This is a genomic window from Blastopirellula marina (genome assembly GCF_002967765.1).
GTDB classification, from domain to species: Bacteria; Planctomycetota; Planctomycetia; order Pirellulales; family Pirellulaceae; genus Bremerella; species Bremerella marina_A.
Genome location: NZ_PUHY01000004.1, coordinates 17,352 through 40,259 on the forward strand (window position 1 = coordinate 17,352; position 22,908 = coordinate 40,259).

General features: G+C 55.4%; 19 protein-coding genes. 6 read left to right on the plus strand and 13 right to left on the minus strand.

The annotated features are described in order from the left end of the window. Positions 1 to 60 precede the first annotated feature (60 nt). From C5Y83_RS01580 to C5Y83_RS01595, 4 genes are all read right to left on the minus strand, one after another. Complete coding sequence (locus tag C5Y83_RS01580) at positions 61 to 642, minus strand: NfeD family protein (protein WP_105327902.1); 582 nt, start codon at positions 640 to 642, stop codon at positions 61 to 63. A gap of 40 nt (positions 643 to 682) precedes the next feature. Then, positions 683 to 2,869: an NfeD family protein gene (locus C5Y83_RS01585; protein WP_158262186.1), complete on the minus strand. Its 2,187-nt coding sequence runs from the start codon at positions 2,867 to 2,869 to the stop codon at positions 683 to 685. Between the two features lie 172 nt (positions 2,870 to 3,041). Further along, a complete protein-coding gene (locus tag C5Y83_RS01590; RefSeq protein WP_105327904.1) occupies positions 3,042 to 4,088 on the minus strand; it encodes a hypothetical protein in 1,047 nt (348 codons plus the stop codon). A 96-nt stretch (positions 4,089 to 4,184) separates the two neighbouring features. Beyond that, on the minus strand, positions 4,185 to 4,802 hold the full coding sequence (locus C5Y83_RS01595; RefSeq protein WP_105327905.1) for an HAD family hydrolase: 618 nt from the start codon (positions 4,800 to 4,802) through the stop codon (positions 4,185 to 4,187). Positions 4,803 to 4,832: 30 nt separating this feature from the next. On the opposite strand from C5Y83_RS01595, the gene C5Y83_RS01600 reads away from it, so the two are divergent. Both C5Y83_RS01600 and C5Y83_RS01605 read left to right on the plus strand, forming a co-directional pair. Continuing rightward, on the plus strand, positions 4,833 to 5,828 hold the full coding sequence (locus tag C5Y83_RS01600) for a 2-hydroxyacid dehydrogenase (protein WP_105327906.1): 996 nt from the start codon (positions 4,833 to 4,835) through the stop codon (positions 5,826 to 5,828). 106 nt (positions 5,829 to 5,934) lie between these two features. Further along, positions 5,935 to 6,900, plus strand: coding sequence for an SGNH/GDSL hydrolase family protein (locus C5Y83_RS01605; protein WP_105327907.1), 966 nt, complete (start codon positions 5,935 to 5,937; stop codon positions 6,898 to 6,900). Positions 6,901 to 6,913: 13 nt separating this feature from the next. On the opposite strand, the gene C5Y83_RS01610 is transcribed toward C5Y83_RS01605, so the two are convergent. Further along, positions 6,914 to 7,396: an EVE domain-containing protein gene (locus C5Y83_RS01610; RefSeq protein WP_233207030.1), complete on the minus strand. Its 483-nt coding sequence runs from the start codon at positions 7,394 to 7,396 to the stop codon at positions 6,914 to 6,916. 175 nt (positions 7,397 to 7,571) lie between these two features. Here C5Y83_RS01610 and C5Y83_RS01615 point away from each other — a divergent pair, with 175 nt between their 5' ends. Continuing rightward, the gene (locus C5Y83_RS01615) at positions 7,572 to 8,492 is read left to right on the plus strand and encodes a hypothetical protein (RefSeq protein ID WP_105327908.1); all 921 of its coding nucleotides are present in this window, start codon (positions 7,572 to 7,574) and stop codon (positions 8,490 to 8,492) included. Here the strand turns inward: C5Y83_RS01615 and C5Y83_RS01620 are convergent. The 5 genes from C5Y83_RS01620 to C5Y83_RS01640 form a co-directional block, all read right to left on the minus strand. Next, positions 8,489 to 9,187 (minus strand): DUF1080 domain-containing protein, encoded by a 699-nt coding sequence (locus C5Y83_RS01620; RefSeq protein ID WP_105327909.1) that lies wholly within the window; start codon positions 9,185 to 9,187, stop codon positions 8,489 to 8,491. The genes C5Y83_RS01615 and C5Y83_RS01620 overlap by 4 nt on opposite strands. An 87-nt stretch (positions 9,188 to 9,274) precedes the next feature. Then, on the minus strand, positions 9,275 to 10,132 hold the full coding sequence (gene ilvE / locus C5Y83_RS01625; protein WP_105328353.1) for a branched-chain-amino-acid transaminase: 858 nt from the start codon (positions 10,130 to 10,132) through the stop codon (positions 9,275 to 9,277). 263 nt (positions 10,133 to 10,395) lie between these two features. Then, positions 10,396 to 11,031: an adenylate kinase family protein gene (locus C5Y83_RS01630; RefSeq protein ID WP_105327910.1), complete on the minus strand. Its 636-nt coding sequence runs from the start codon at positions 11,029 to 11,031 to the stop codon at positions 10,396 to 10,398. Positions 11,032 to 11,169: 138 nt separating this feature from the next. Beyond that, positions 11,170 to 12,300 (minus strand): dienelactone hydrolase family protein, encoded by a 1,131-nt coding sequence (locus C5Y83_RS01635; protein ID WP_233207032.1) that lies wholly within the window; start codon positions 12,298 to 12,300, stop codon positions 11,170 to 11,172. Between the two features lie 297 nt (positions 12,301 to 12,597). Next, complete coding sequence (locus tag C5Y83_RS01640) at positions 12,598 to 13,941, minus strand: PhoH family protein (RefSeq protein ID WP_105327911.1); 1,344 nt, start codon at positions 13,939 to 13,941, stop codon at positions 12,598 to 12,600. A gap of 506 nt (positions 13,942 to 14,447) precedes the next feature. On the opposite strand from C5Y83_RS01640, the gene C5Y83_RS01645 reads away from it, so the two are divergent. Next, positions 14,448 to 15,956, plus strand: coding sequence for an FHIPEP family type III secretion protein (locus C5Y83_RS01645; RefSeq protein ID WP_105327912.1), 1,509 nt, complete (start codon positions 14,448 to 14,450; stop codon positions 15,954 to 15,956). Between the two features lie 11 nt (positions 15,957 to 15,967). Here the strand turns inward: C5Y83_RS01645 and C5Y83_RS01650 are convergent, their stop codons facing one another. The 3 genes from C5Y83_RS01650 to C5Y83_RS01660 form a co-directional block, all read right to left on the minus strand. After that, positions 15,968 to 16,429, minus strand: coding sequence for an FxsA family protein (locus tag C5Y83_RS01650; RefSeq protein WP_105327913.1), 462 nt, complete (start codon positions 16,427 to 16,429; stop codon positions 15,968 to 15,970). Positions 16,430 to 16,529: 100 nt separating this feature from the next. Then, positions 16,530 to 17,696 carry an 8-amino-7-oxononanoate synthase gene (gene bioF / locus C5Y83_RS01655; protein WP_105327914.1) on the minus strand — a complete coding sequence of 389 codons (1,167 nt, stop codon included), beginning with the start codon at positions 17,694 to 17,696 and terminating at the stop codon, positions 16,530 to 16,532. 79 nt (positions 17,697 to 17,775) lie between these two features. After that, positions 17,776 to 18,552 (minus strand): hypothetical protein, encoded by a 777-nt coding sequence (locus C5Y83_RS01660; protein WP_105327915.1) that lies wholly within the window; start codon positions 18,550 to 18,552, stop codon positions 17,776 to 17,778. Between the two features lie 175 nt (positions 18,553 to 18,727). Here C5Y83_RS01660 and C5Y83_RS01665 point away from each other — a divergent pair, with 175 nt between their 5' ends. Together C5Y83_RS01665 and C5Y83_RS01670 are read left to right on the plus strand one after the other, a co-directional pair. Continuing rightward, positions 18,728 to 21,808: a YCF48-related protein gene (locus tag C5Y83_RS01665; RefSeq protein WP_105327916.1), complete on the plus strand. Its 3,081-nt coding sequence runs from the start codon at positions 18,728 to 18,730 to the stop codon at positions 21,806 to 21,808. A 56-nt stretch (positions 21,809 to 21,864) separates the two neighbouring features. Beyond that, a complete protein-coding gene (locus C5Y83_RS01670) occupies positions 21,865 to 22,833 on the plus strand; it encodes a hypothetical protein (RefSeq protein ID WP_105327917.1) in 969 nt (322 codons plus the stop codon). Positions 22,834 to 22,908: the final 75 nt, after the last annotated feature.

Sequence of the window (22,908 nt, forward strand, 5' to 3'; positions counted from 1 at the left end):
AATTTCCGCGAGATGGGTGTTCAATATCAGCCACTTGTTATGCCATTCTGACGACGAAAGTCAAGCAAAGGGGTCATCTTCAAAGATTTCGTCATTCAAGGAAGTAAGCGACTTGGTGGTACTTGGTTCGGCAGCTGGTTCCGGTTCCATTTCGCTCTCGTCGACCCGGGTTACTAGGACGTGATTCCCTTCGACTTCGACGACTTCGACCAAATCCCCTTTCTCAGCGGGGGAACCGACGATGACGACGTCGACCTGTTTGCCGTTAATTTCCGCCACGCCACCTGGCAGTAAACGGCTACGGGCGATGCCTCGTTGGCCAACTAAGGAATTTCGGGCAGCGCGTTCCTCGTCATCGGCATGCGGATCGATTGCCGAGTCAAGCAAGATCATCCGTCCGATCGGTGTATGCGGCCAGACGCGTACCGCCATGCTGATGAGGATCGGAACGAGTATGACCGTCGCAGCCAGGAACGCGGTGCCGGTTGCCATATCGCACTTCCAATAGGCGTAAATGACCGAGCTAATCAGTGAAACAATCGAAAGAAATCCGAGCACACCGGCAGAGGGGACAAACACCTCCAGGATCGCGAGTGCCAAGCCTGCGGCAAGCAGAACTAAGGCTAGCATGATTGGTGACATGATCGATCCCTTGTGGTTGCTTCGAGTCGAGAACGTTCCTTTAGGTTGTGGAACGAACAATCGCGTAATTGCCGCGGACTTCCACCACGACCACTTTCTCCCCTTGTTCTATCATATCGCCATCGGACGTAACGCTCACGATTTCGTGCCCGATTTTTGCTTTGCCGCTTGGCCGCAAGGGCGTAAGGGCCTTGCCGGTATTTCCAACCAGGTGCGTCAAATCGACGATGGTCTCGCGGCGGCGAATCTCTTCCATCGTTTCTTCATCCGGGGCATCGAGCATCGTCTGATTTAAATACGGCGTCTTCGGCAAAATATGTTTGGCGAAGATCGCTGCCGCAATCATCCCGAAGAAGACCACCACGACGGTGCCTAGCGAATAGGGAACCTGTTCGAGTTCGTAATCGGTCTGCGGCCAGACAAACGTTTGCATGGCAAGCACGATTGCTGTGATCACCATCAAACCGCCGCCGAGTCCGAAGATGCCAAAGCCTGGCAAAACGAACAACTCCATCAAGATGAAGAAGACGCCGCCGACAAACAGCATTGCTTCCAACCAACCTGCCGTACCGTTTAGAAAACGACTCCAAAAGAAGAGCCCAAAGCAAATTGCCGCAATGAAGCCAGGCACACCGATCCCGGGCGCTTTGAACTCGCTGATCATCGCCATCACGCCGACAAACAAGCAGAAGAATGCCAGGCTGGGGCTGGCCAACACTTCCACAAAGCGGTGGGCCCAATTTTGTTTGGGAACTTCCAGTTCTTCCGGCAATCCGTAGTGCTGGGCGACTTCGGCGACACTGGCGGCCTGGGAATCGGCGATGCCCCAATCTAACGCTTTGCTGCCAGAAAGTTGCAGTGGTTCCTTGGCCGTGGTAATTTCCTGACCTTGCTTCCACTCCTTCGCATCGGGAAGTTCGGCCGCTTCCCGTTCACACAGGTACTTGGTCAGCGCGGTACCAGGTCGTTCGTATCGGAAGACTTCCAGGTCGGGGTCGTTCATCGCCCCCCAGACCGACCAAGAGCGATTTGCTTCCGGCGAGATTCGCACCAGATAGTTCTCTAGATCACGACGTCCTTCGCGCGAGTAAACGTATTCGCCCGTTCCTCCTAGCTTGGCGTTCGGGGCAATCGCGATCTCATCGCAGGCCATCGCAATCAACGCGGAGTTCGCTAAGGCCTCATCTGTGATCAAGGCGACCGTGTGGACCGAGTCAGGCAGGCCCAGCAAAAAGTTCACCATATTTTCGCAGGCAATTGGATCGCCACCCACAGAACGGAGATCGATGAGTACGAAGTTCACGCCACCCTGGATAGCGTCTTGCATCGATAGGGAAGTTCGCTGGACCATTCGGTTGGAGATGGTCCCGTCCATGATGAAGCGAGCCGCTTTCCAATCGCGATCAAGACCGAGGTCTTGTGTGATTTGGTTCTCTGGAATCTCCAATTGCGTTGCCAACTGGCGGTAGTTTTCGCTAACGTGGCTAATCAACTGCAAATCTTGTCGCAGTTCGGTGGCAGTCAAGAGAGCCATCTTCCCACGCTCGACTAGCTTTTCAGAGGTAGCGACCTCCCCTTCCGCTTTCAGTTTCTCGTACTGCGTGCCATCGACGAAGCGGCGATTATTCACGCGGTAGATTTCCAGATTGGGATCGAGCATCCCTAAAGCGAGTTCCGGCGGAAGTGTGTTTCGGTAGCCGGCGATCTCCTCGTAAGCGTGACGCATGGTCATCGAGATCGAAGATTCATCGATGCCGGCGTTGCCAAGTTCGGCATCGGGATGCATCACGATTTGCTCGCAGGCCAACGGAATCAATACCGCGTGTCCTTCGATCTTCCCTTTCAAATAGGCCACGGTCTTGAGGCGGGCCGCTTCTTTCGAGGTCAGGAAACGAGCTAGGGACAAGCTTCGTTCGAATTCGCTTCCGTTAGTCTGCTCGGCCTTGGTGGCATCCATTTCCAGGATGACAACTGGGCGTGGATCTCCGTCGGCGAGCCGTGAGAGAAGCCGCTGTAGCGACTGCTTCACATTCGTATCGATCGAACCCTTGATCGGCAGTGGGATTCGGAGGCGGGCTCCGGTTAGCTTAGCGGCCGGCGGTTCCCCCTGCTGTTTCGCTGGCGGTCCTTCCTCCTGCGCGCGGGAGACCAACGGAGCCAATGTGACCAGAACCAGGAACAGGCAAAACTTTGCCAGCCAGATCCAGGTGTCGCGAATTCTCAACATGCGGAAACTCATCCACCGGGGAAACGAACGCCTGTCCTCGAGCCGATATTCTCGAGTAACTGAATTATAGCGCCCGGGGCAAAGGGGCAAAAGAAAATCCACCTTCACGATCCGTGAAAGAATCGCGAAGGTGGATGTTGTGCGAATCGAGGCGGTTTAGGTGGAATGAGTCCTAACGCGGCATTTGTTGCTGCGGACGACCCGCGTTGGCCGGGACATTCCCACCCATGGCGTTGCCTGGGCCTTGTTGGACGACACGTTGCCAGCCGGCAGGAAGCTGCGGTTGGTAGAACGAACGTTTGAACATCTGCTGCAGGTTCGCCGTCAGGCCACCTTCTTCGTACGTCTTGCGGTCGTTGAACTTGTAAACTGTACGCGAGAAGTTGGGTTTTTCTCCCTGCTTCGGCTCAGGATTGAAGTTCCGGTCGTACACTTCGATGGCGAACGGCAGAAACTCCTTCTGGTCGATCAAGATCGAAATGAAGCGGTACTCGGCGGCATCGGTCGGACGCTTCGGCCAAGCTTCCAGCCAGTACTCGTCTTGTGCGTTGCCCTGGTTGGGAGCGACTCGCAGATAGAATCGCGATTTGATTTCTTCTTTGTTGGCACCAAACAAAAACGGCAGCGGACCATTGGTAATCGCTTGGCCCTTTTGCTCTGGTGGCAAAGGCCAAACTTTCAACTGCTTCGCAGGCACATCGAACTCGAAGATCGATTCGCCATCGCAAACCCAGTGATCGTTGACTTCTGCTGGACGTGGTTCGTATCCAGCCGGTTTATCATCCTTCGGCGGAACGTAATGCTTGATGACGTTGACCTGGAACAAACCTTTATCAGGCTGCTCGTACTTGATCATCCCTTCGCTGTAGGTCTTGTAGACCTGCGGGCTCGGCGGACCGAACACAGAGTCGTACTCCCAACGCTGGAAGTTGGCTTCGTAGTGGTGAACTTTCTTGCTGCGGAATTCCCAGTACGCCAGGATCTTGTCGATGTATTGGGCCTCGGCCGCCGTGATTTGGAACGGGGGCGGCATGATCCCAGCCGGCTGTTGCTGTTGCGGCAAGCCCTGACGCGCAAACTGCTGTTGGGGCTGCTGCTGCGGATTTTCTTGAGCTAAGCCCAGTGGTTGCCCATTGTTGTTGGGTGCCTGAGCCAAGGTAACGCTGGTGATCAGGCCCGTCAGGACCGTGCACGCCGCGAGGAAGATTCCATTCTTCATCGAGGTTTTCCGCTTTGTGAGGGGGAACCAAACCGACTGGAGTGACCCAGCCTGGGGGAAACGAGCGTGGATCGTATCACATGACCAGCGAGCGACCTAGATCGAATCTTGTCCTGGTGCTAGCAGGTGATAAAGATCGTTCAGGTGAACCGCGACATGTGTCGCGAGATCGGCCCCAGGGACTTGCTCGGGAGGCTTCCCTTCGGTGTACAGCACACTCGGACAACCGGCGTTAACGGCCGACTGAATGTCGAGTTCGAAGTCGCCGACCATCACGACTTCATCAACCGCGAACCGCCACCGCCGGCAGATTTCGAGGATTGCCCACGGATCTGGTTTGTGCGGTCCATCCTCCCGGCAGATGACAATATCGAAGAAGTGATCAATCTTTAGCCGACTCAATGTATGGGCGGTGGTCTCGGTGCTGTTTCGCGTCACAATAGCCATCGGACGTCCTTCGTCGGAAAGCGCAGCCAGTAAGCGGTCGGCGCCGTCGATGATGGTGGCTCGGTCGGCTCCGGCCATCTCGTGGCGATGCAGAATGGTTTCCATCTCCGCGCGTTCGCCAGGGGACAGTTCGTTCAACTGCTCTAGGATAGGGACGCCAGAGCGTAGGCCCATCTCTTTCCGCATGGCAGCGAAGTCGAGCCCAGAGTCGACAATCGTGCCGTCCATGTCGAAGATGATTCCACGCAAATGAGACAATGCCGTCATAGAGATTTGCTGCTCGAGGAAATTTAAATCATGAAAGTTGCCGTCTTCGGAACGAAATCGTATGACCGCCAGTTCCTGGAAACTGCCTCGCAAGGAACTGAGCTACGGTGGCACTTCTTCGAGCCCCGCTTGACCGAAACGACGGCTCCACTGGCGCACCCGTTCGAGGCGATCTGCTGCTTTGTGAACGATACGATCAACGACGAAGTGCTGCGAATCGTGGCCGCAGGAAAAACACGTATGATCGCGATGCGTTGTGCGGGCTACAACAATGTCGACTTGAACATCGCCAAGGAGCTCGGCATTCGTGTGGCCCGGGTGCCTGCATACAGCCCTTACGCGGTCGCAGAACATGCGGTCGGTTTAATCCTGACGCTCAACCGCAAATACCACAAGGCGTACAACCGAGTGCGGGAAGGCAATTTTTCGATCGAAGGGCTGCTCGGCTTCGATTTGCATGGCAGAACCGTGGGGGTGATCGGCACCGGTAAGATTGGCCAGCTGTTCGCCAAGATCATGCACGGCTTCGGCTGCGAGCTTCTCGCCTACGACCTGCATCCGGCGGAAGAGTGCACTAAGCTGGGAGCCAAGTACGTTTCGCTGGATGAGTTACTGGGCAATTCCGATATTATTTCGCTCCATTGTCCTCTGTTGCCGGCAACGAAGCATCTGATCGACGCCGAGGCGATCGGAAAGCTGAAGCCAGGAGCTATGATCATTAACACCAGTCGCGGCGCTTTGATCGATACCAAGGCCGCAATCGGCGGGCTCAAATCCGGCCAGATCGGCTACCTCGGGATTGATGTCTACGAAGAAGAAGCCGACCTCTTTTTCGAAAACAAATCGGAAACCGTCATCCAGGACGATGTCTTCGCGCGCTTGATGACCTTTCCCAACGTGCTGGTTACCGGGCATCAAGCTTTCTTCACTGAGAACGCGCTACAAGCAATTGCCGAAGTTACCGTCGAAAACCTGGAAGAGTTCTTCGCTGGAAAAGCTCTCACACGGGAAGTGAAGGTCGACTAGCGTGATAGGTACAAAATCGCTGACGCTCGAAGAAAAAGTTGCCTTGGCAGTGGTGAATAGCTAGGTTGGTCGCAGAACATCAATCCTGCCAAGGCCATGTCTCACGATGAAAACCCACCTCCTCATTGTCAGTTTCGCGACACTAACTCTGCTAACTCCACTATCTGCGGCTGAGCCCGAACCTATGCCGAGCCAAGCAGCAGCGACCGATCAGCATCCGCTTGCCGGCAAACGAGTGGTGTTCTTAGGAGACAGCATCACGCAGGCTGGTGGCTACGTGACGTTCGTTGACTACTTCCTAGAAAAGCTTTATCCGGAGCAAGACTTTGAAATCTATGGCCTTGGTTTGGCCAGTGAGACGCTTTCGGGGCTTAGCGAAGAAGGGCACGCAGGGGGAGCTTTCCCTCGACCTTGCTTATTCGAACGCCTAGGCCGCTTGTTAGAGCGGGCCAAGCCAGATGTTGTTTTCGCCTGCTACGGCATTAACGACGGAATCTATCAACCCCTTGATGACGAACGTTTCGCTGCGTTCCAGCAGGGAGTGAAGAAGTTAATTGCTGATTGCAAGGAGGCTGGCGTCGAGCAGATCTATCTGGTGACACCACCGATTTACGATACGACCACGAAGCCAGGCGAGTTCAATTACGACGCGGTGATGACCGAGTACGCAAAGTGGGAGATGACCTTAGACTTGGAAGGTGTCGCTGTGATCGATCTACATTCGGCGATGCGAAAGGCACGCGATGCTCGTTCGGTTCCGTTTTCGAAGGATCATGTCCATCCGGGATCAGAAGGCCATCTGTTGATGGCGGAATCGATTGTCGCGGCGATTACTCCTGGGTTAACCCTCGAAGCGATCACCACCGATCCGCACTTCACTTTAGAAGCGATTCACGCCGATTCCTTGTACAAACAAATTGATCAGCTGCGTAAGCACCGCTCGTCTCGTTGGATGCAGCACGTTGGCTACACCCGCGAGAAGACCGTGACTCCGCAGCCGCTGGGTGATACCCAAGAAGTGGCCACGAAAATGCAAGATGCGATCAATCAAATTCGCCGCGGCCAGCAATAACTCGAGCGCCCATTCAAGGTGTGACGCTGGCCAACTTGAGAATCGCGTCAAACTCCTTCTTAGTGACCGGCTGAACGGACAATCGCGAGCCTTTTCGCATTAGTTCCATACCGGAGAGGGCTTTGACATCGGTCAGCTCGTTCCGGCCGAGGGCTTCCGGAAATTTCTTTTTCAGCTTGATGTCGACCATGAACCAACGTGGGTTGTCTTCAGTGCTCTTCGGATCGTAGTGGTGATCGTTCTCGTCCCACGAAGTGAAGTCGGGATACGATTCCTTGACCACTTCGGCAACACCGACAATCGATGGTGGATTCGCGTTGGAGTGGTAGAACAAAACCAGATCCCCCTTCTTCATGTCGTCGCGCATGAAGTTACGGGCCTGGTAGTTACGTACGCCTGACCAGAAGGTGGTTTTGTTCTTTTCTTTGGCCAAATCGTCGATCGAATACGATTCTGGCTCCGTTTTCATCAGCCAATACTTCATGGTGCTTGCCATCTAACGGTCGGTGCTATCGCGGTTTTCGCGTAAGATTTTATTGTTTTGTCCGAAGAAGATAGAATAAACGACACGGCCGCAGATTGTCATGGGGCCGTAAGCTGAACTTGACTTGTCGGAGAGAATGGTCGAAAACCGTCGCTTACCCCACCTCTCGTATTTTGAGCCCTAGGAAGTGAAAAGCATCACGCGACAAAGCGACGAACTGCTCGCGGTCCCCATGTTTGTGGCGACGCTGGCCATCTTAACGTTCTTCGCAGCGACGGTTCAGATTTATCTTACCGAGTATCACCATCCACACTCGGAAACCCTGCTGCAGGTATTCATGTGGCTTACACTGGGGATGTACCCGGTATTTTGGCTGGAAGCGGCGTGGTTCTTTTGGATCGATAGCCCCCGCAAATGGACGGCCCTATCGGCTTGTATCTTGCCGCCACTCAGGTTGGCACGTCGTGACATGCAATCGGGCACGCGGCTTTGGCTTCCGGTGCTCGGATGGCGGCATATCGATGACGATCTGCACGAAGAAGTCGAACGTGATCTGAGCGTGCCGATGATCATTGTGGCCGTAATGATCTTACCACTGCTCGCGATTGATTTTGTGTGGACGGAACAGAAAGCGAATTACCCAGCCCTGCAGATCTTCGTCGAGACCGGCTTCAGCGTTACGTGGCTTGCCTTCACGATGGAATTCATCGTGATGTTCTCGATCGTTAATAAAAAGATCGACTACATCAAGCAGCACTGGGTCGATCTGCTGATTATCTGCTTGCCGCTGGTTGCGTTCCTGCGGGTTTTCAAGATGACGCAGATTCTTCGCTTGCAGCAAGTTACCAAGGCCAGTCGCGTTTACCGGATGCGAGGTTTGGCTTTACGGGTATGGCGCGGCCTGTTGGCGATGGACGTCATTAGTCGGCTGGCGCGACTTTCGCCAGAGACGCGAATCAAAACGCTACGAGCGTTGATCGAAGAGAAGCAGCGTGAGATCGAGCGTTTGGAAGAAGAAATCACCGAGATCGAAACGACGCTCGCCACGGCCAAGCCGCCGAAATCGGAAGTTGATTCGACGGCCGTTCGCGAAGGGGAAGCGGCTTAGTTTCCCTTAAGTGGTGTCTGATCGAGTTCTTCCTCACCACTCAGTTCACGCATGCGAATGCTGCGGTACCAGACCGGGTCGCCGTGGTCTTGCAGTTTCAGCTTTGCTCCGCGTGAATCGAGCGTGGCACCACGCTTCTTCAGCTTCTCGATCGCAGCCGTCAGCTTCGCATCGGGTTTACTGTAATCGATGTCGACCACTTTCTCGCCGTTGAGCCAGTGCTGAATGACGGTCCCTTGGCAAACGATCCGCCCAGTGTTCCACTGGCCTGGTTCCTTGGTGACATCACGCGATGGGGCGATGCAGTAGTAAAGCGAAGCCGCAGTTGTGTCGGCTACCTTGCCGTTGGGATGCCGTTCGTTGTCGAGAATCTGGTACTCGTACTGGCCTGGTCGATAGTAAACACCACTGTTGCTGCCCTCGGCGACTTTCCACTCGAAGCGAAGCTCGAAGTCGTCCGGCACTGGCTTCACGTCGTATACCAAGTCGCCCCCTTTGCCGGTGCGTTCGATCACGCCGTCAGCGACTTTCCAATTACCATTATGCTGCCAGCCTTCCAGATCACTGCCGTCGAATAGCAGTTCGAAGCCTTGCTTCTGTTCGTCGGCAGAAAGCGAGTTGGGAGATTCCGCCGAAAGAGCCGCAGTCGACAGAAGCGTCAGCAGCGCGGCGAGAGACAATCGTGAGATCAGCATGGAGGGGCCTTCATTTGCAGAGGACGAGAGAGGTAGGTGAGAACGTGCTCAAGCCTACCTCGCACATGTCGCGAAGGCCTGAGCCGTTTAGCCCATGGTATGTCGGACGAACAGCTCTTTCAACTTCTGCGTGATCGGGCCTGGTTTGCCGTCGCCAATCACACGATCGTCAACCTTCACCACGCCAATCACTTCGGCGGCGGTTCCGGTCATGAAGCATTCGTCTGCCACGTACACATCGTGCCGGGTCAGTGTCTTCTCGAAGTTGGGGATGCCGGCTTTGGTGGCCAGTTCCAGAACCACATCGCGGGTCACCCCTTCCAGGATGCCGGCGTCCGTCGGTGGCGTCAGTAGCTTGCCATCGCGAACGATGAAGATGTTATCCGCGGTACATTCCGAGACTTCCCCCTTGTGATTCAACATCAAAGCTTCCAGGCAGCCAGCTTTGGTGGCCTCGATCTTGGCCATGATGTTGTTCAGGTAGTTCAGTGACTTGATCCGCGGCGAGAGGGCGCCAGGATGATTACGGATGGTGCTGGCCGTGATGATCTCCAGGCCGTTGTCGTAGAACTCTTGCGGATAGAGCTTGATCTTATCGACGATGATGATCGTTTGCGGGTTCTCGGTCCGTTCAGGGCCGAGTCCCAGCGTGCCAGCCCCACGGGTGACCACGGCCCGGATGTAACCGTCGGTCAGACCACTCTTTTCGACCGTTTCTTCCAGGGCAGCGGTCATTTCGACTGGCGACATTGGGATCGCCAGACAGATTGCTTTTGCCGAGTCGTAAAGGCGACGAACGTGTTGCTCAAGGCGAAAGATCTTGCCGTTGTAAATGCGCAAGCCCTCGAACACCCCGTCTCCATAAAGCAGACCATGATCGAAAACACTGACCATGGCTTCTTCAGGGGCGAAAAACTTCCCGTTGATATAGACTTTCGCGGTCATCGGTAACTTACTAGCGGGATGGGGGTGTTGGGTGGAAACGAGCATTATAACGTAATCCTGGGAAAGTGCCCTAGTGCCCTCAGACCGCGGAATCGGGACCGAGATAGTTAAATTTGACGCTGTCCTAGCAGACAGGCCAGATTCGCCCAGGTTCGAAGGAAGATTGGCCGATTTCAGGCGACTGGCGTGACCCCCTGGAGAAGGGGTGTGATCTGAATTCCGAGATTCACGGCATCGCTCAACAGTTGGCGGATTGGCGAGAGCTAGACAACGTTAATTGACTTGCGGATCTGGCTTTGCACCACATCGACCGCTTGCGTCCCGTCGACTTCGACAACCAATTCTTTGCGGCGGAAGATTTCCAGCACGGGCTTGGTTTTCTCGTGATATTCCGCCAAGCGGGTCGCCAAGGCTTCTTCGGTGTCGTCTGCTCGGCGGATCAGTTTGCCGCCACAGATATCGCAGCGTCCTTCAATTTTCGGACGGTGGTCAATGACATTGAAGTCGACCCCGCAGTCTTCGCACAAACGCCGCGCGAGGACACGCTTCTTGATGACTTCGTCGGGAACGACGATATGAACCACAGCGTCGATGTCGTAGCTTTCCAGGAAGAACGCAGCCTGATTGGCGTTCCGTGGGAACCCATCGAGGATGAAACCAAAGTTCCAGTCATGCTCCTGCAGACGACGCTGGACGATCTCTTCCACGATTTCGTCATCGACCAACTTACCAGCGTTCAGAATACGTTTGATCCGAGCAGCCAGTTTGGTGTGGTTTTTGATATTCCACCGCAGAATGTCCCCGACCCCGATGTGGGCAAGATCGAGGTGATGTTCGAGGAGTTTCGCTTGAGTTCCTTTCCCGGAACCCTGTACGCCCATGAACACATACTTGTGCATGGCGACTTCCTTGACGAATCGAATCAATAGTGGGGGTCTGCTCTACGACTTCGCTCGATTGTAGTGGTTTACGGGCATTTGCGGAATCAGCAAACCAGGGTAAGCCTTGTCGAGCGGCGGGTTTTTGCCAAATTCAAGCTACTCGCCAAAGTGCTTTTGCAAAAACGAAAGCGTCTTGTTGTTCGACCAGCCATGGCCACCGTCGAAGAAGTCGGCGTCGACATTGTCCGCCACATCCAGCACGCTGTAGACCTGTTGCAGCTTATCGAATCCGCGTCGCGCTCCGTCGATCGGGAAGATCTGGTCGTCGATCCCATTGATCAAAAGGACCGGTCGCGGAGCGAACAACGCCACGACGTCGGCCATTTCTCCTTCGGCCATGATGCCAGGCAAGCAGTTGCAGATGCAGTGATTGATATCGTAAATCGAAAGCCGGTACTCCGAGAATGCTCCGGCGATCATCGCCAGTTTGACGCGTTGATCAAGGATCGGAAGGTACATCGAAAGGGTGCCACCACCGGAGAGCCCGCCAACACCAATCTTGTCCCGATCAACTTCCTCTTGCGTTTGCAGGAAGTCAATCACCCGCATCGCATCCCAGCAACGAAGCCCTTGCGGTGTCATGCCTAGCAGCAACGAGTTCATCGTCACCTGATGGCAGCTGCGCGGGGGTGATTTTACGTACCAATCTTGGCGCCCTTGTGTTTCGTTCCAGCCACGCACAACAATCGCGGCCGTCACGTAGCCATGTTCGGCCATGTACAACGCATAGTCGAGCTGCGAATGCTCGGTCTTCTCTTTTTGGGCCGGTGTTTCGTTCAGGCGAATGTAAGGATCGATTCCACTGTGCCCATGCAGACAAACAATCGCCGGGCGTTTGCCGGTGATGTTCTTGGGGACAAAGTAATAGACTGGCGACCAATAGTCGGCCGTCGTGCGAACGTAAATCTTGTGCCGCGTGAACTTGTCGAACTCCTCTTTCTCGGTCCACTTCACTTCCAACGGGACTTTCTCCGGCATCTTGCCCAGAAGTTTGACGACGGTAGCCTGCATTTTCTCACGCCATGCTTCATGTTCCTCCGGAGTTTTCGCCGACCAAGCTTGAGCCGGTTGCAGACGCTGGGCCATCCCATCAAATGCCTGATTGGCATCATGCTTCGTCGGGACGTCGTCCATTTCATCTGCCACCGCCAGGGACACAAACGGCAGGACCAGCATCGCAAAACAAAGAAGTAGGCGCAGATCGAAACGCAGCGAGGAATAACGCATGGGAAGACATCTCAGGCAGGGGAAAGCGGCGGGTGGTCGCTACCAACTTGCCATTTTTCGGGCCGAAATGGAAGCTTCTTCCTCAGATTTTTCGCGTCGACGTGTTGCGCAAAACCTATTGCAGCGAGGGACAGACGGGATCGGCACGTACCACGACATTGGGTTTGCTTGTCCGAAATCACGAGGTTGATTCCCGTACCCATTCGTTGGTGACTCCCAAAAAACGATGGCCACCGGGCGGAATCGCTCGGTGGCCATCGGTAAAGAGTTGGATGAATGAGTTCGGTTCGCGGAGCGTTACAGCAATTCGCTGGCGATATCGGCCAGTTCCGAGCGTTCCCCTTTCTCCAGCGAAATGTGGGCGTAAAGGTCTTGCCCTTTCATGCGGTTGATCATGTACGACAAGCCGTTGGAAAGGCTATCGAGGTACGGATGATCGATTTGGTAGATGTCGCCGGTGAAGACGATCTTGGTTCCTTCGCCAGCTCGGGTGATGATCGTCTTCACCTCGTGCGGTGTTAGGTTCTGGGCTTCGTCCACAATCATGTACATCCGCTGCAAACTGCGGCCACGAATGTAGGCCAGCGGTGTGATGACCAGCTTTTCCTGCTCCAGCATGCGGTTAATCCGCTGCGCTTCCTTGTCGGTATCGTTGAACTGATGTCGGATCACCGAAAGGTTGTCGAACAGCGGCTGCATGTAGGGATCCATCTTGGCCGAGATGTCCCCCGGTAAATATCCCAAGTCACGGTTCGAGAGGGGCACTACGGGCCGGGCCAGAAGAATCTGCCGATAAGCGGACGAGCATGCGAGTGCCGAGCTGAGCGCCAAGAGCGTTTTGCCGGTTCCTGCTTTGCCGGCCAAGGTGACCAGCTTGATGTTGTCGTCCATCAAGGCCCGGATCGCGAACACTTGCTCGGCGTTCCGCGGCTTGATGCCGTAGGGAGAAAACTTCTCGATCCGTCGCAAGATCTGGTCTTCGCGATTAAACGTCGCTAGAACCGACTTCGAACCGTTTTTAAGGACAAAGTTCTCATTGGCGATCGGCTCGGCCACTTCCGGAAAGTCGTCCAGTTGGACATGGCCGGAATCTTGGTAGAAACGATCGATCTGATCGGTCGTGATGTTCTCCAGCGTTCGACGTCCAGTGTACAGGCTGTCGAAGCTTTCGATCTTGTCGCTAATGTAATCTTGCGCTTGCAGGCCCAGACTTTTGGCCTTCATGCGGAGGTTCGTGTCTTTGGTAATGAGAATGACCCGACGTTCTTTCACGTAATGTTGCAAGTGCAACGCGGTGTTCAGAATGCGATTGTCGGGAGAGTCGTGAAGAAAAACTTGATGCAGACGATGGTCGATTTCGTTGGTGATGACGACCCGTAAATGCCCTTGGTTTTCACCAAGTTGGGCCCCCTCTTCAGAAAGAACATCGCCCGTCATCTGATCGATTTGGCGAAGAAACTCGCGGGCCTGGAAATTGATGTCCTCGTTACCCTTTTTGAAGCGATCCAACTCTTCGAGAACGGTGATGGGCAACGCCACATCGTGCTCCTCAAAGTTTTGGAACGATCTTGCGTCGTGCAAGATAACGTTGGTGTCGAGAACGAAAAGCTTCAACTGCGTTTGCGCCGACTGACTAATCATGCGTTCTCCGTTGCACGGGACCATGGGCACACCAGAAATGAAATGCCGAGTCGAAGGGCAACAATGCGTACCCGTTTTTGGTCACAGTCCATTGCTTGCTTGGATTGTGACCGAGGCGCCAAGCGGAATAAACCCCGCTTTTTCACGCCGATGCAATTTTCGGGGAAATAGGCGGCTTGCAGCGATTGGCGGTCTCGGAGCGTTTCCGTGCTTTGTTCAATTATAAGCACAGTCCCTTCTAGGGCTTTGCGGGTTCGCGCGGATCTGCTGCCAGATGCGGTTGCTCAAATCGCGTAATGTCTTCTTCCGCGAACCTTTGTAGAATCTTCGCCAGATCTTTGCCTCTCGGGAAACTCCCCCCAGGTGGACACCCAAAGATCAAAAAGTTCCCTCCTTCGAGTTGCCGCGTTCAAGCTGGCATGCCTACAATCGACCATACAAGGAAGCGGTTTCGCGGATGGGTGCGAGATCCAAGTCGTGCAACTTTGGGACAGTAGAGGTTCTCAATGGATTATGCGTCGATTCTGGCTCGTTACATCGGCAGGGAAGTTTATGTATCGACGTTTGGCCACGTTCGTTTACGTGGCGAGTTAGCCGCAATCTACGAAGATTGTGTGCGTCTAGTGAATGCTTCGACTTCGCAGGAGACGGAGGACACACCATGGTCCAATTCCTGGCGAGATGACGAGGATGGCGTGAATTACGCCGATGGTTCCGAAGCATTGGTCCATTTTCATCACATCGTGGCGATTCGCTGCGCCGACGACGAACTGTTGGACGTTCCGATCTTGTCGGAGCCGATTCCGCAATCGGTACCCGAAAGCATCGAGCCTCCACCACAAGCACAAGTTCCCGAAGAAGAACCATGGGAACCGTTTCTCGATGTCGATCGGTTAACGCTCGAAATGGGTTCTGGACTGGTCGATCTGGTTCATCCCGATTCCAGCGAGATGATGCAGCGCGTATCGGCAATTCGTTGCCACTTGGCCGATGCGTTGGGGTTGGTGATCCCCCGCATACGCCTCCGTGATGCGCTCGATCTGCACGAGCAGGAATACCGCGTCCTGATCGATCAGTGCGAGGTCGCACGAGGTCGGCTCGGGCCTGGCCAATACATCGCGTTGGATATGGGGACCTCCAGTGGAACCCTGCAAGGTGTCCGGGGCGTCGATCCAACTTTTGGTGGCCCTGGGATTTGGATCTCGGGAGATCGCCAGCAGGAAGCAGAACAGCTTGGCTACTTGGTGATCGATCCTAGCATGCTAGTCGTCACGCACTTGCAAGAGACGCTCCGTCGGCACGCCCATGAGATACTGACTCTCTCCGACGTGCGCGACATGCTCGAACGTTTACGGGAGAGTTCGCCCAGCGAGTTTGAAGAGATCCGTTCCAGTCCGATGACCGGTTCGCTATTACACGCGGTCCTACGTCGTTTGTTGGAAGAAGGGGTGTCGATTAAGAACTTCTCGCGGATCGTCGAGATCTTGGCCTTGCACGGGCATCGTAACCAAGAGATCGAAACGCTGGTGGCGCTTGTCCGGCAGCGTCTAGGTCGTCAATTGGTACAGCGATACCTAGACGCGGAAGGCAAGGTCCACGCGATCGGGCTCGAGCGCGATCTGGAAGGTTTGCTGCTGCAGTTGACCGAGGAAGAAGCAACTCGCCAGACACGCAACTGGATCGAGCGTATGGTCGATATGTTGCGGGAATCGTTCCAACGTTTGGAGGATCAGCAGCGCCCGGTCGCAATGGTGGTTTCGTCCACGCTTCGCACCCGCATGTGGCAAATCCTCGCGCATCACTTCCCGCAGATATCGGTCCTCAGCTTGGCCGAAGTTCCACGGACATCCGAAATCTATTGGCAGGCGATCCTATCTGCCGAAGAAGTCGGTGCGCTCGAGCCGCCCGTCAAACGAGGGCAGCATCCTGCGATTGCATCCGACGGAACGTATCGGGCGAAAGGCAAGATCAGCGAGCATTTAGCCGAAGAGCTTCCTCCGCGAAGACCTCGGTAACGTGATCCGCGTTATTCCTCGATCGACTTGCGTTCTTCTTCGTGAGGAACCACGTACGAGTCAACCACCTCGGACGGACCGTTGGTGTACGTCCGAGTTTCGCCGTTGACCGTTGTCGTCGTGGTGAACTGAACGTTCTTCTTCGCCCAGTCCAGGGCCCGCCGTTTCATCCAATCGCGACACGGCGGGATCAACAGCATGAAGCCGACCGAATCGGTCAGCAGCCCGGGGGTCATCAGCAAAGCCCCCGCCATGAAAATCATCGCCGCGTCAGCCAAGGCACTGCCTGGGACTTGACCGCCGCTCATCTGGCCACGAATCTTCTGCCAGGTCGAAAATCCCTGGCTGCGTGCCAGCAACGTTCCCAGAATACCGGTGAACAGCACCGTGCCAAACGTCACCCAAATGCTGGTGACCTGAGAAAGCCACAGCAGAAGAAACAGTTCCAGCAGCGGAACCGTGATGAACAGCATGAACAGGATAGCGAGGACTTGAATGGTTCTGATCCGTGATAGGTGATGTGTGGCAATCTGAAGGAATCATAACACGCGGAACGCGGCTGCCAACGTTGAATTAGCCCAATCGCAACTCGGTCAGAGCCTCAACCAACGTGTCCAAGTGCTGCTGGGTGTGTCCACAAGAAAGGCTGATTCGCAGCAGACACTCGCCGTCGGGAACCGATGGAGGACGTATTCCGGGAACCATCATTCCCATCTCGTGCAGCTGGGCCGAGAGAGTCATCGCCAGGTTCTCGGTTCCGACGATCACCGGAATGATCTGGCTTTCGCTATCGCCCAAACTCCAGCCAATCTCGCGGAGCTTGCCACGCAGCCACTTTGCTTTCGCAAGTAAGTCGGTCCGCCGCTGCGGCTCGTCATGAACGATCTTTAGTGCTGCGAGCATGGCACCAGCGTTCGCTGCCGGCGGGGCGGTGGAAAAAATGTAGGGCCGACAGCGATTGACCAGCCAATGAATCAGTGGCTCGCTTCCCACCACAAAGCCGCCATGCCCACCGAGTGCTTTGCTGAACGTGCCAACGCGAATCGATACGCGATCTTCCACATCAAACTGTTCGCACAGACCTCGACCGTTCTCGCCGAAAACACCCGTCGCGTGCGCTTCGTCCACCATCAGCATGGCGTCGTACGCTTCGGCTAAGTCGGCTAGTTCGGGCAACGGGGCGATGTCGCCATCCATGCTAAACAGTGTGTCGGTCACAATCAGCCGCCGACGAAACGTGCTGCACTGCTTCAACAGGTTTTCGAGATATTGCAGATCGCGGTGCGGGTAAACACGAACGGTTGCCTTGGATAGGCGCGTTCCGTCGATGATGCTCGCGTGATTCTTTTCGTCGCTTAAGATCACGTCGCCTCGGTCGGCTAAGGCATCGATCACGCCCGCATTCGCGGCGAAGCCGCTGGCGAAGGTGAGGGCCGCTTCGGTTGCTTCGAATTGTGCCAGCGCTACTTCGAGGGATGCCTGATTTTGGCCGCGGCCGGTGATCAACGGGCTGGCACCACTCCCCCACCCTTCACGCTGGATCGCCTCGCAAGCAGCCGCTTCTAGTCGTGGGTCGGCGGCCAAATTCAGGTAATCGTTGCTGCTGAAGTTAAGCAGCTCCCGCTCCTTCCAGTCGACACTTGGCCCTTGCTGCGTAGCGCGGATGTGGATCGATCGTCGGCGTTCGAGCGATTCGAGCAGTTCGAGTTGTTCCGGGATCCAAGCGAGTGGGTCGGCCATGGGCGTGCTTTCAAGATTGGGGGACACGCCAATTATCACGCAGTTGCCACGCTATATAAACCGGGGTGGACGTCGCGGGCTACTTCTTCAGCTGCTGTCGAAGGAACGAAACGAGGTCGAGTTTCAGCGTGCCGTTCTCCAGTTCTTTGCCGATTGCTTTGTTTGCTTCGCGGACCAGCTTCTCTTGTTTTGAGGCCAGCTTCTTGGCCAATGTCCCTTCAAGCTGCTCGCCAATCTGCTCGGCCACTTCGCCGTGCGCTTTGCCGATGCGGTGGACATAGAAGTGTTCCAGATCGATCGCCCCGCCGACCACCTGAGGGGTGAACTCCGCCGAACTGACCAGACCGGCCGCGTTCCACTTGGTGTCAAGCTGGACGTCGAGGCGAATCTTGGCGGTCGCTTCCGCCACAACGCTGATTCCCAACAAGCGAACATCCCTTACCCACTGCTGGTATTCGGCCTCGCCCTGGAACTTCACTCGGGCATAGATCTGGCAAGTCGACTTGGTTGGATCGACTTTCAAATTTTCGACCCAAATCTGCACATCGCGATGGGGATCTTCGATTTGCCCCATATAGCGAACCCAATCACCGTGGTTCTGGGCGTCGCGAACCCGCTCTAACTTCAAGCTGTTCCACTTGCCACGAACTTTCAAGCGTTTGGTGAACTCGTGCGTACGATTCCAGTCCGACTCGTCCTTAAAGGTGGTTGGCACCGATCGGCGCACCGCTTCTTCCAGAATCGGAGAGAGAACCTTGGCCACGTCGTCGTTGAAACCAGCATCGCTGATCCGCGGAGTGAATAGCAGCAAGCACAAGATGGCAACTGCGTAGATTCTCCAGATTGTCGACAGCATCGGCTCTTCCCTTGAAAGAGGTGGCGGTTCCTATCTGTTTATCGCGTTTTTTTGGTTTCGGTTCGTAAGAATTCTCTAAAGTTCGACGAACCGGATTGGCACGATTACACGAATTCTTCTAAGATTCCGTCCCCAATTGGATTCTTATCGCCCCCGGTTTGTGGTGGTTTCACGAATGAATGGATGCATTCGGTATCGTTTCGGTCGTTTCGTTTCTTGTGCCAACGGGTACGTGGTGCTGGTGCTGCTAGCACTGCTTTCGCCCGCCAGTCGCGTATGGGCCGAAGTGCCCAACACTTGGTACGGCGACGCGACGCTGAACGATGTGCATTTTGTCGACGATCGTCACGGGGTGGCGGTTGGTGATCATGGTACTATCTGGCACACTTCCGACGCCGGCGCGAACTGGCAACAGATTCCGTCCGGAACCGAGGCCCATTTGCACGCGGTTCATTTCTCCGATCCCAAGCATGGCTGGGTGGTCGGTGGTGTCCCGTTGCCCTATTCCAAACAAACACGCGGCGTGGTGCTGCAATCGTCGGACGGCGGCAACTCGTGGCATGTCATGCCAGATCAAATGTTGCCGAAGCTGACCAGCGTTCACTTTCAAGACACACGCCATGGCTGGGCAGTCGGGCACGGTTCGAATATTTTTCCGAGCGGCCTATTCGAGACCACCGATGGAGGCCGCACCTGGCGAAGCTTGCCTGGAACGCAGGAAGCTTGTTTCCGCAAACTAGCCGTGCTCCCCAACGGCGAGTTGCTGTTGGCGGGTCATGGTGGCAATCTTTCGCTGGCCGATCGTGGTGGAATTCGTCAGCCCAGCATCCAGGCCGATCCGCTGCGTGACATGCAGGCGATTGTCGTGGCAGGCTCGCAAGGGGCAACCGCCGTCGGTGAAGGAGGCCTGATCCTCAGCTCGACCAACGCCGGTTCATCATGGGAAATCCTCACGCCCGATTGTCTCGGACGGACGATCCGCCAAACCAACTTCTACGCGGTCGAGCGGCTCGGTAAGCAGATTTGGATCGGTGGTGCTCCTGGTAGTGTGATCCTTCATTCCAACGATGCTGGTCAATCGTTCGAGATTCAGAAGCTTCCCCGCACGGCGACCATTAAGGCGATCTACTTTCGCAACGAAACCACCGGGTGGGCGATTGGCTCGTTCGGCACCATCATGAACACGACCAACGGTGGACAGACTTGGAACGTGCAGCGCGAAGGTGGCTCGCGTCTTGCTTTGCTTGGCATCGTGCACGATCCATCGATCGTTCCGTTTGAACTGATTAGTTATCATGCCGGCACGCAAGGCTTTCTGACCGGGATGGAAGTTCTTAACCGTCCGACTTCCAAAAGTGGAATCACCCGTCTACCGCTACAAGACGCAATTGCCAGCAGCGGCGGCGACGTCGGAACTACGGCCTGGCAGTTTCCAGCAGAAGACACCAAGCTGAATCTCAGCGGCAAGTCGATGATTGCCGGCTGGGATATGGCGAACGATGGTCAAGGTTTGTTGGCTGCCGAAGCGTACCTGGTGCGGCTCATCCGGCAGTGGCGTCCTTCGGTTGTGCTGACCGATTACGCTGATCCCACCGGTAAGCAGCCGATGGCTTATCTCACCAATCAAATCGTCTTAAACGCGGTCGAGAAAGCCGCTGATATTCAAGCGTTCCCAGAACACCAAGAGGAATTGGGGCTTGCGCCGTGGTCGGTTGCCCGCGTTTGCAGCGTGATGCCAGAAGATGCGAACGGCTCGATTACCCTCAATGCGACGCAAATCTCACCGCAACTCGCCATGTCGGTTTCCGAACATGCGGGAGTTTCACGCGGAATTGCTTTCAGCGAGTTGCTCGTTGGTCCACCGACCGTTGAACTGAAAGTGCTTCGCTCTTCGACCATTTCTGAAGGGCGTCTGACCGATATCTTCAGTGGTATCTCGATCCCGGCGGGAAAAGAAGCGCGACGTCCTCCACAGCAAATGCCCGTGGTCGATCTGGCAACGCTACAGCGGGCCGCTCAAAAGCGACGCAACATGATTGAGATGATCAATCTCGCCGTGAAAGACGAACAACGAGGCGCTTTGGTCCTTGGCCAAATGCTGCGGTTAAGTGAAGAACTTGCCCCGGAACGAAGCGTTGAGGTGTTGTTTCACCTTGCCCAGCAAGCGAATCAAAGTGGCAACTTGAGCCTTGCGGCCGACATGCATCATCAGATTGTTCGCAAGTTCCCACAAAGCTCGCTGGCACCACGCTCGGCGGCTTGGCTAATTGGCTTTTACGCCAGTAACGAGATTCGCTTTCACGAGCGATCCGCGGTCGAATTCGCCGCTCCGACCACACGCTTGGAGTCGAGTGAGGAAGAGGATGAAGAACCGGAAAGCGAAGTCGCCCAGGTTAGCTTCAACAAGCCCGAAAACTACCAACGTCCTATCGAATCGTCGCAGCAAGGGAATCAACTGATTGCCGAGCTGAATCAGCTGATGCCGCAAATGCTGTCCGATCCGGCTGTGGCGTTTTCGTTGGAACGCTTGCTGGCGGCGGAAGGGCACTCGCGACAAGGAGAATCGTACGTTCGTCGACTCTTGAACTTGAGCCAGGACAATCCCTGGTCGCAGAAGGCACAATGGGAGTTGGCCTTGGGAAGGGGCAATGGCCGTATCGATGCTCCGAATGTCCAAGCCACTTATGGGGAAGTGAAGCCGATCCTCGACGGCAATCTGAACGATCCGATCTGGCAAGCCGGCAAACCGGTCGACTTCCAGGCCGGAACGGTTTCAGTCGAAGAAGGAGCCCCGCCAGCGGCGATGATGGTCGCTTTCGACGACGATTACTTGTATCTGGCGATTCGCTGCATGAAGTCGAAGAAGTTTCAATACGAAGCGCCGTCAAAAGAGGCCCGTCCACGTGACGCGGACCTCGAAGAGAGCGATCGCGTAAAGATTTCTCTCGATCTCGATCGCGACTATGCCACCGCTTACGAGCTGACCATCGACTATCGCGGAATGACGTCCGATGCCTTGGCCGGAAATCAGACGTGGGACCCGCAGTGGTTTGTTGCCTCCAAGCAGGATCAAGCGACCTGGACGATCGAAGCAGCAATTCCGCTCGGCGAATTGACCGGCGAAATCATTCGTCCCGGGACGTCCTGGGCCATGTCCGCTCAGCGCGTCATCGTGGGGGAAGGGACCGAATCTTGGCCGAAAAGTGCGGTTTACGAAATGGGCCCCAGCGAGTTCGGCCTCTTGCAATTTCGTTAAAGAGGCCTAGAACCAAGCGAGTTCGACTTTCATAGACAAACTCGCAAGGGATCGTTGTGGCGTATCTGATTGGTGTCGATGAAGCTGGCTACGGACCCAACCTAGGGCCGCTGGTCATTGGTGGCACGTTGTGGCGGATCGAAGAACCTGGCGACGATCTGGCATCACTCGATCTGTACCAACGACTTGCCAAGGCGATCGCGAATAAGCCAGGGCCGAAGCATCTCGCGATTGCCGATTCCAAGGTGATTTACGCCAAGCGAAAAGATTTGTCGCTACTGGAAGAAGCCGTTCTGGCGACCTGCGACGTCAGCAAACACGCACTGCCGATCTGGCACGGTCGGTGTGAAGTCGATATCGAGGATGAACGCGTCGGCCAGCATGCCCCATGGTACGCAGGATGGGATAGGCCGTTTCCGGTGCACACAACGGACGAGATCGTGGCGGGACGCCGCGATGCGTTTGCCACGGCTTGTGAGGAAGAAGCGGTTTCGCTCGCCGATGTGCAGTGCATGTTTCTCACCGCCCAGCGATTCAACGCCCGCTTGGCGAACTGTGACAATAAGAGCACCGTTTTATCTCAGGCCACGATGGGATTGGTTCTCCGATTGCTACAAAGCATTCCCACGGGCGAGTCCCACGTAATCCGCATTGTGTGCGACAAGCATGGAGGGCGGGATTACTACTTGGGGCTATTACAACACTTCTTCCCGGATGCGTGGTGGCAGCCCCTGGAAGAATCGAAAGCGGTCAGCCGATACACGGCCGGCTTGAACTCGCACCAGGTGACCATCGAGTTTCGCTCGAAGGGAGAAGGCTTTTTGCCCACCGCATTGGCTTCGATCTACGCCAAATTTCATCGTGAAGTCGCCATGTTGGCCTTTAACCGCTATTGGGGGACGCATGTCCCTGGAATTGCAGAAACGGCCGGCTACCCGGTCGATGCCAAACGGTTTGCGGTCGAGACCGAGTCGGCCCGCGAAAAGTTGCAAATCCCTTGGGAAATGTTCTGGCGACTGAAATAAAGGAGGCGAACCGCTCGTTGTCGGATTGGGTCCTGGGTAATAAACTAATTAAAGTATGTGAAAAATGCCCAGACC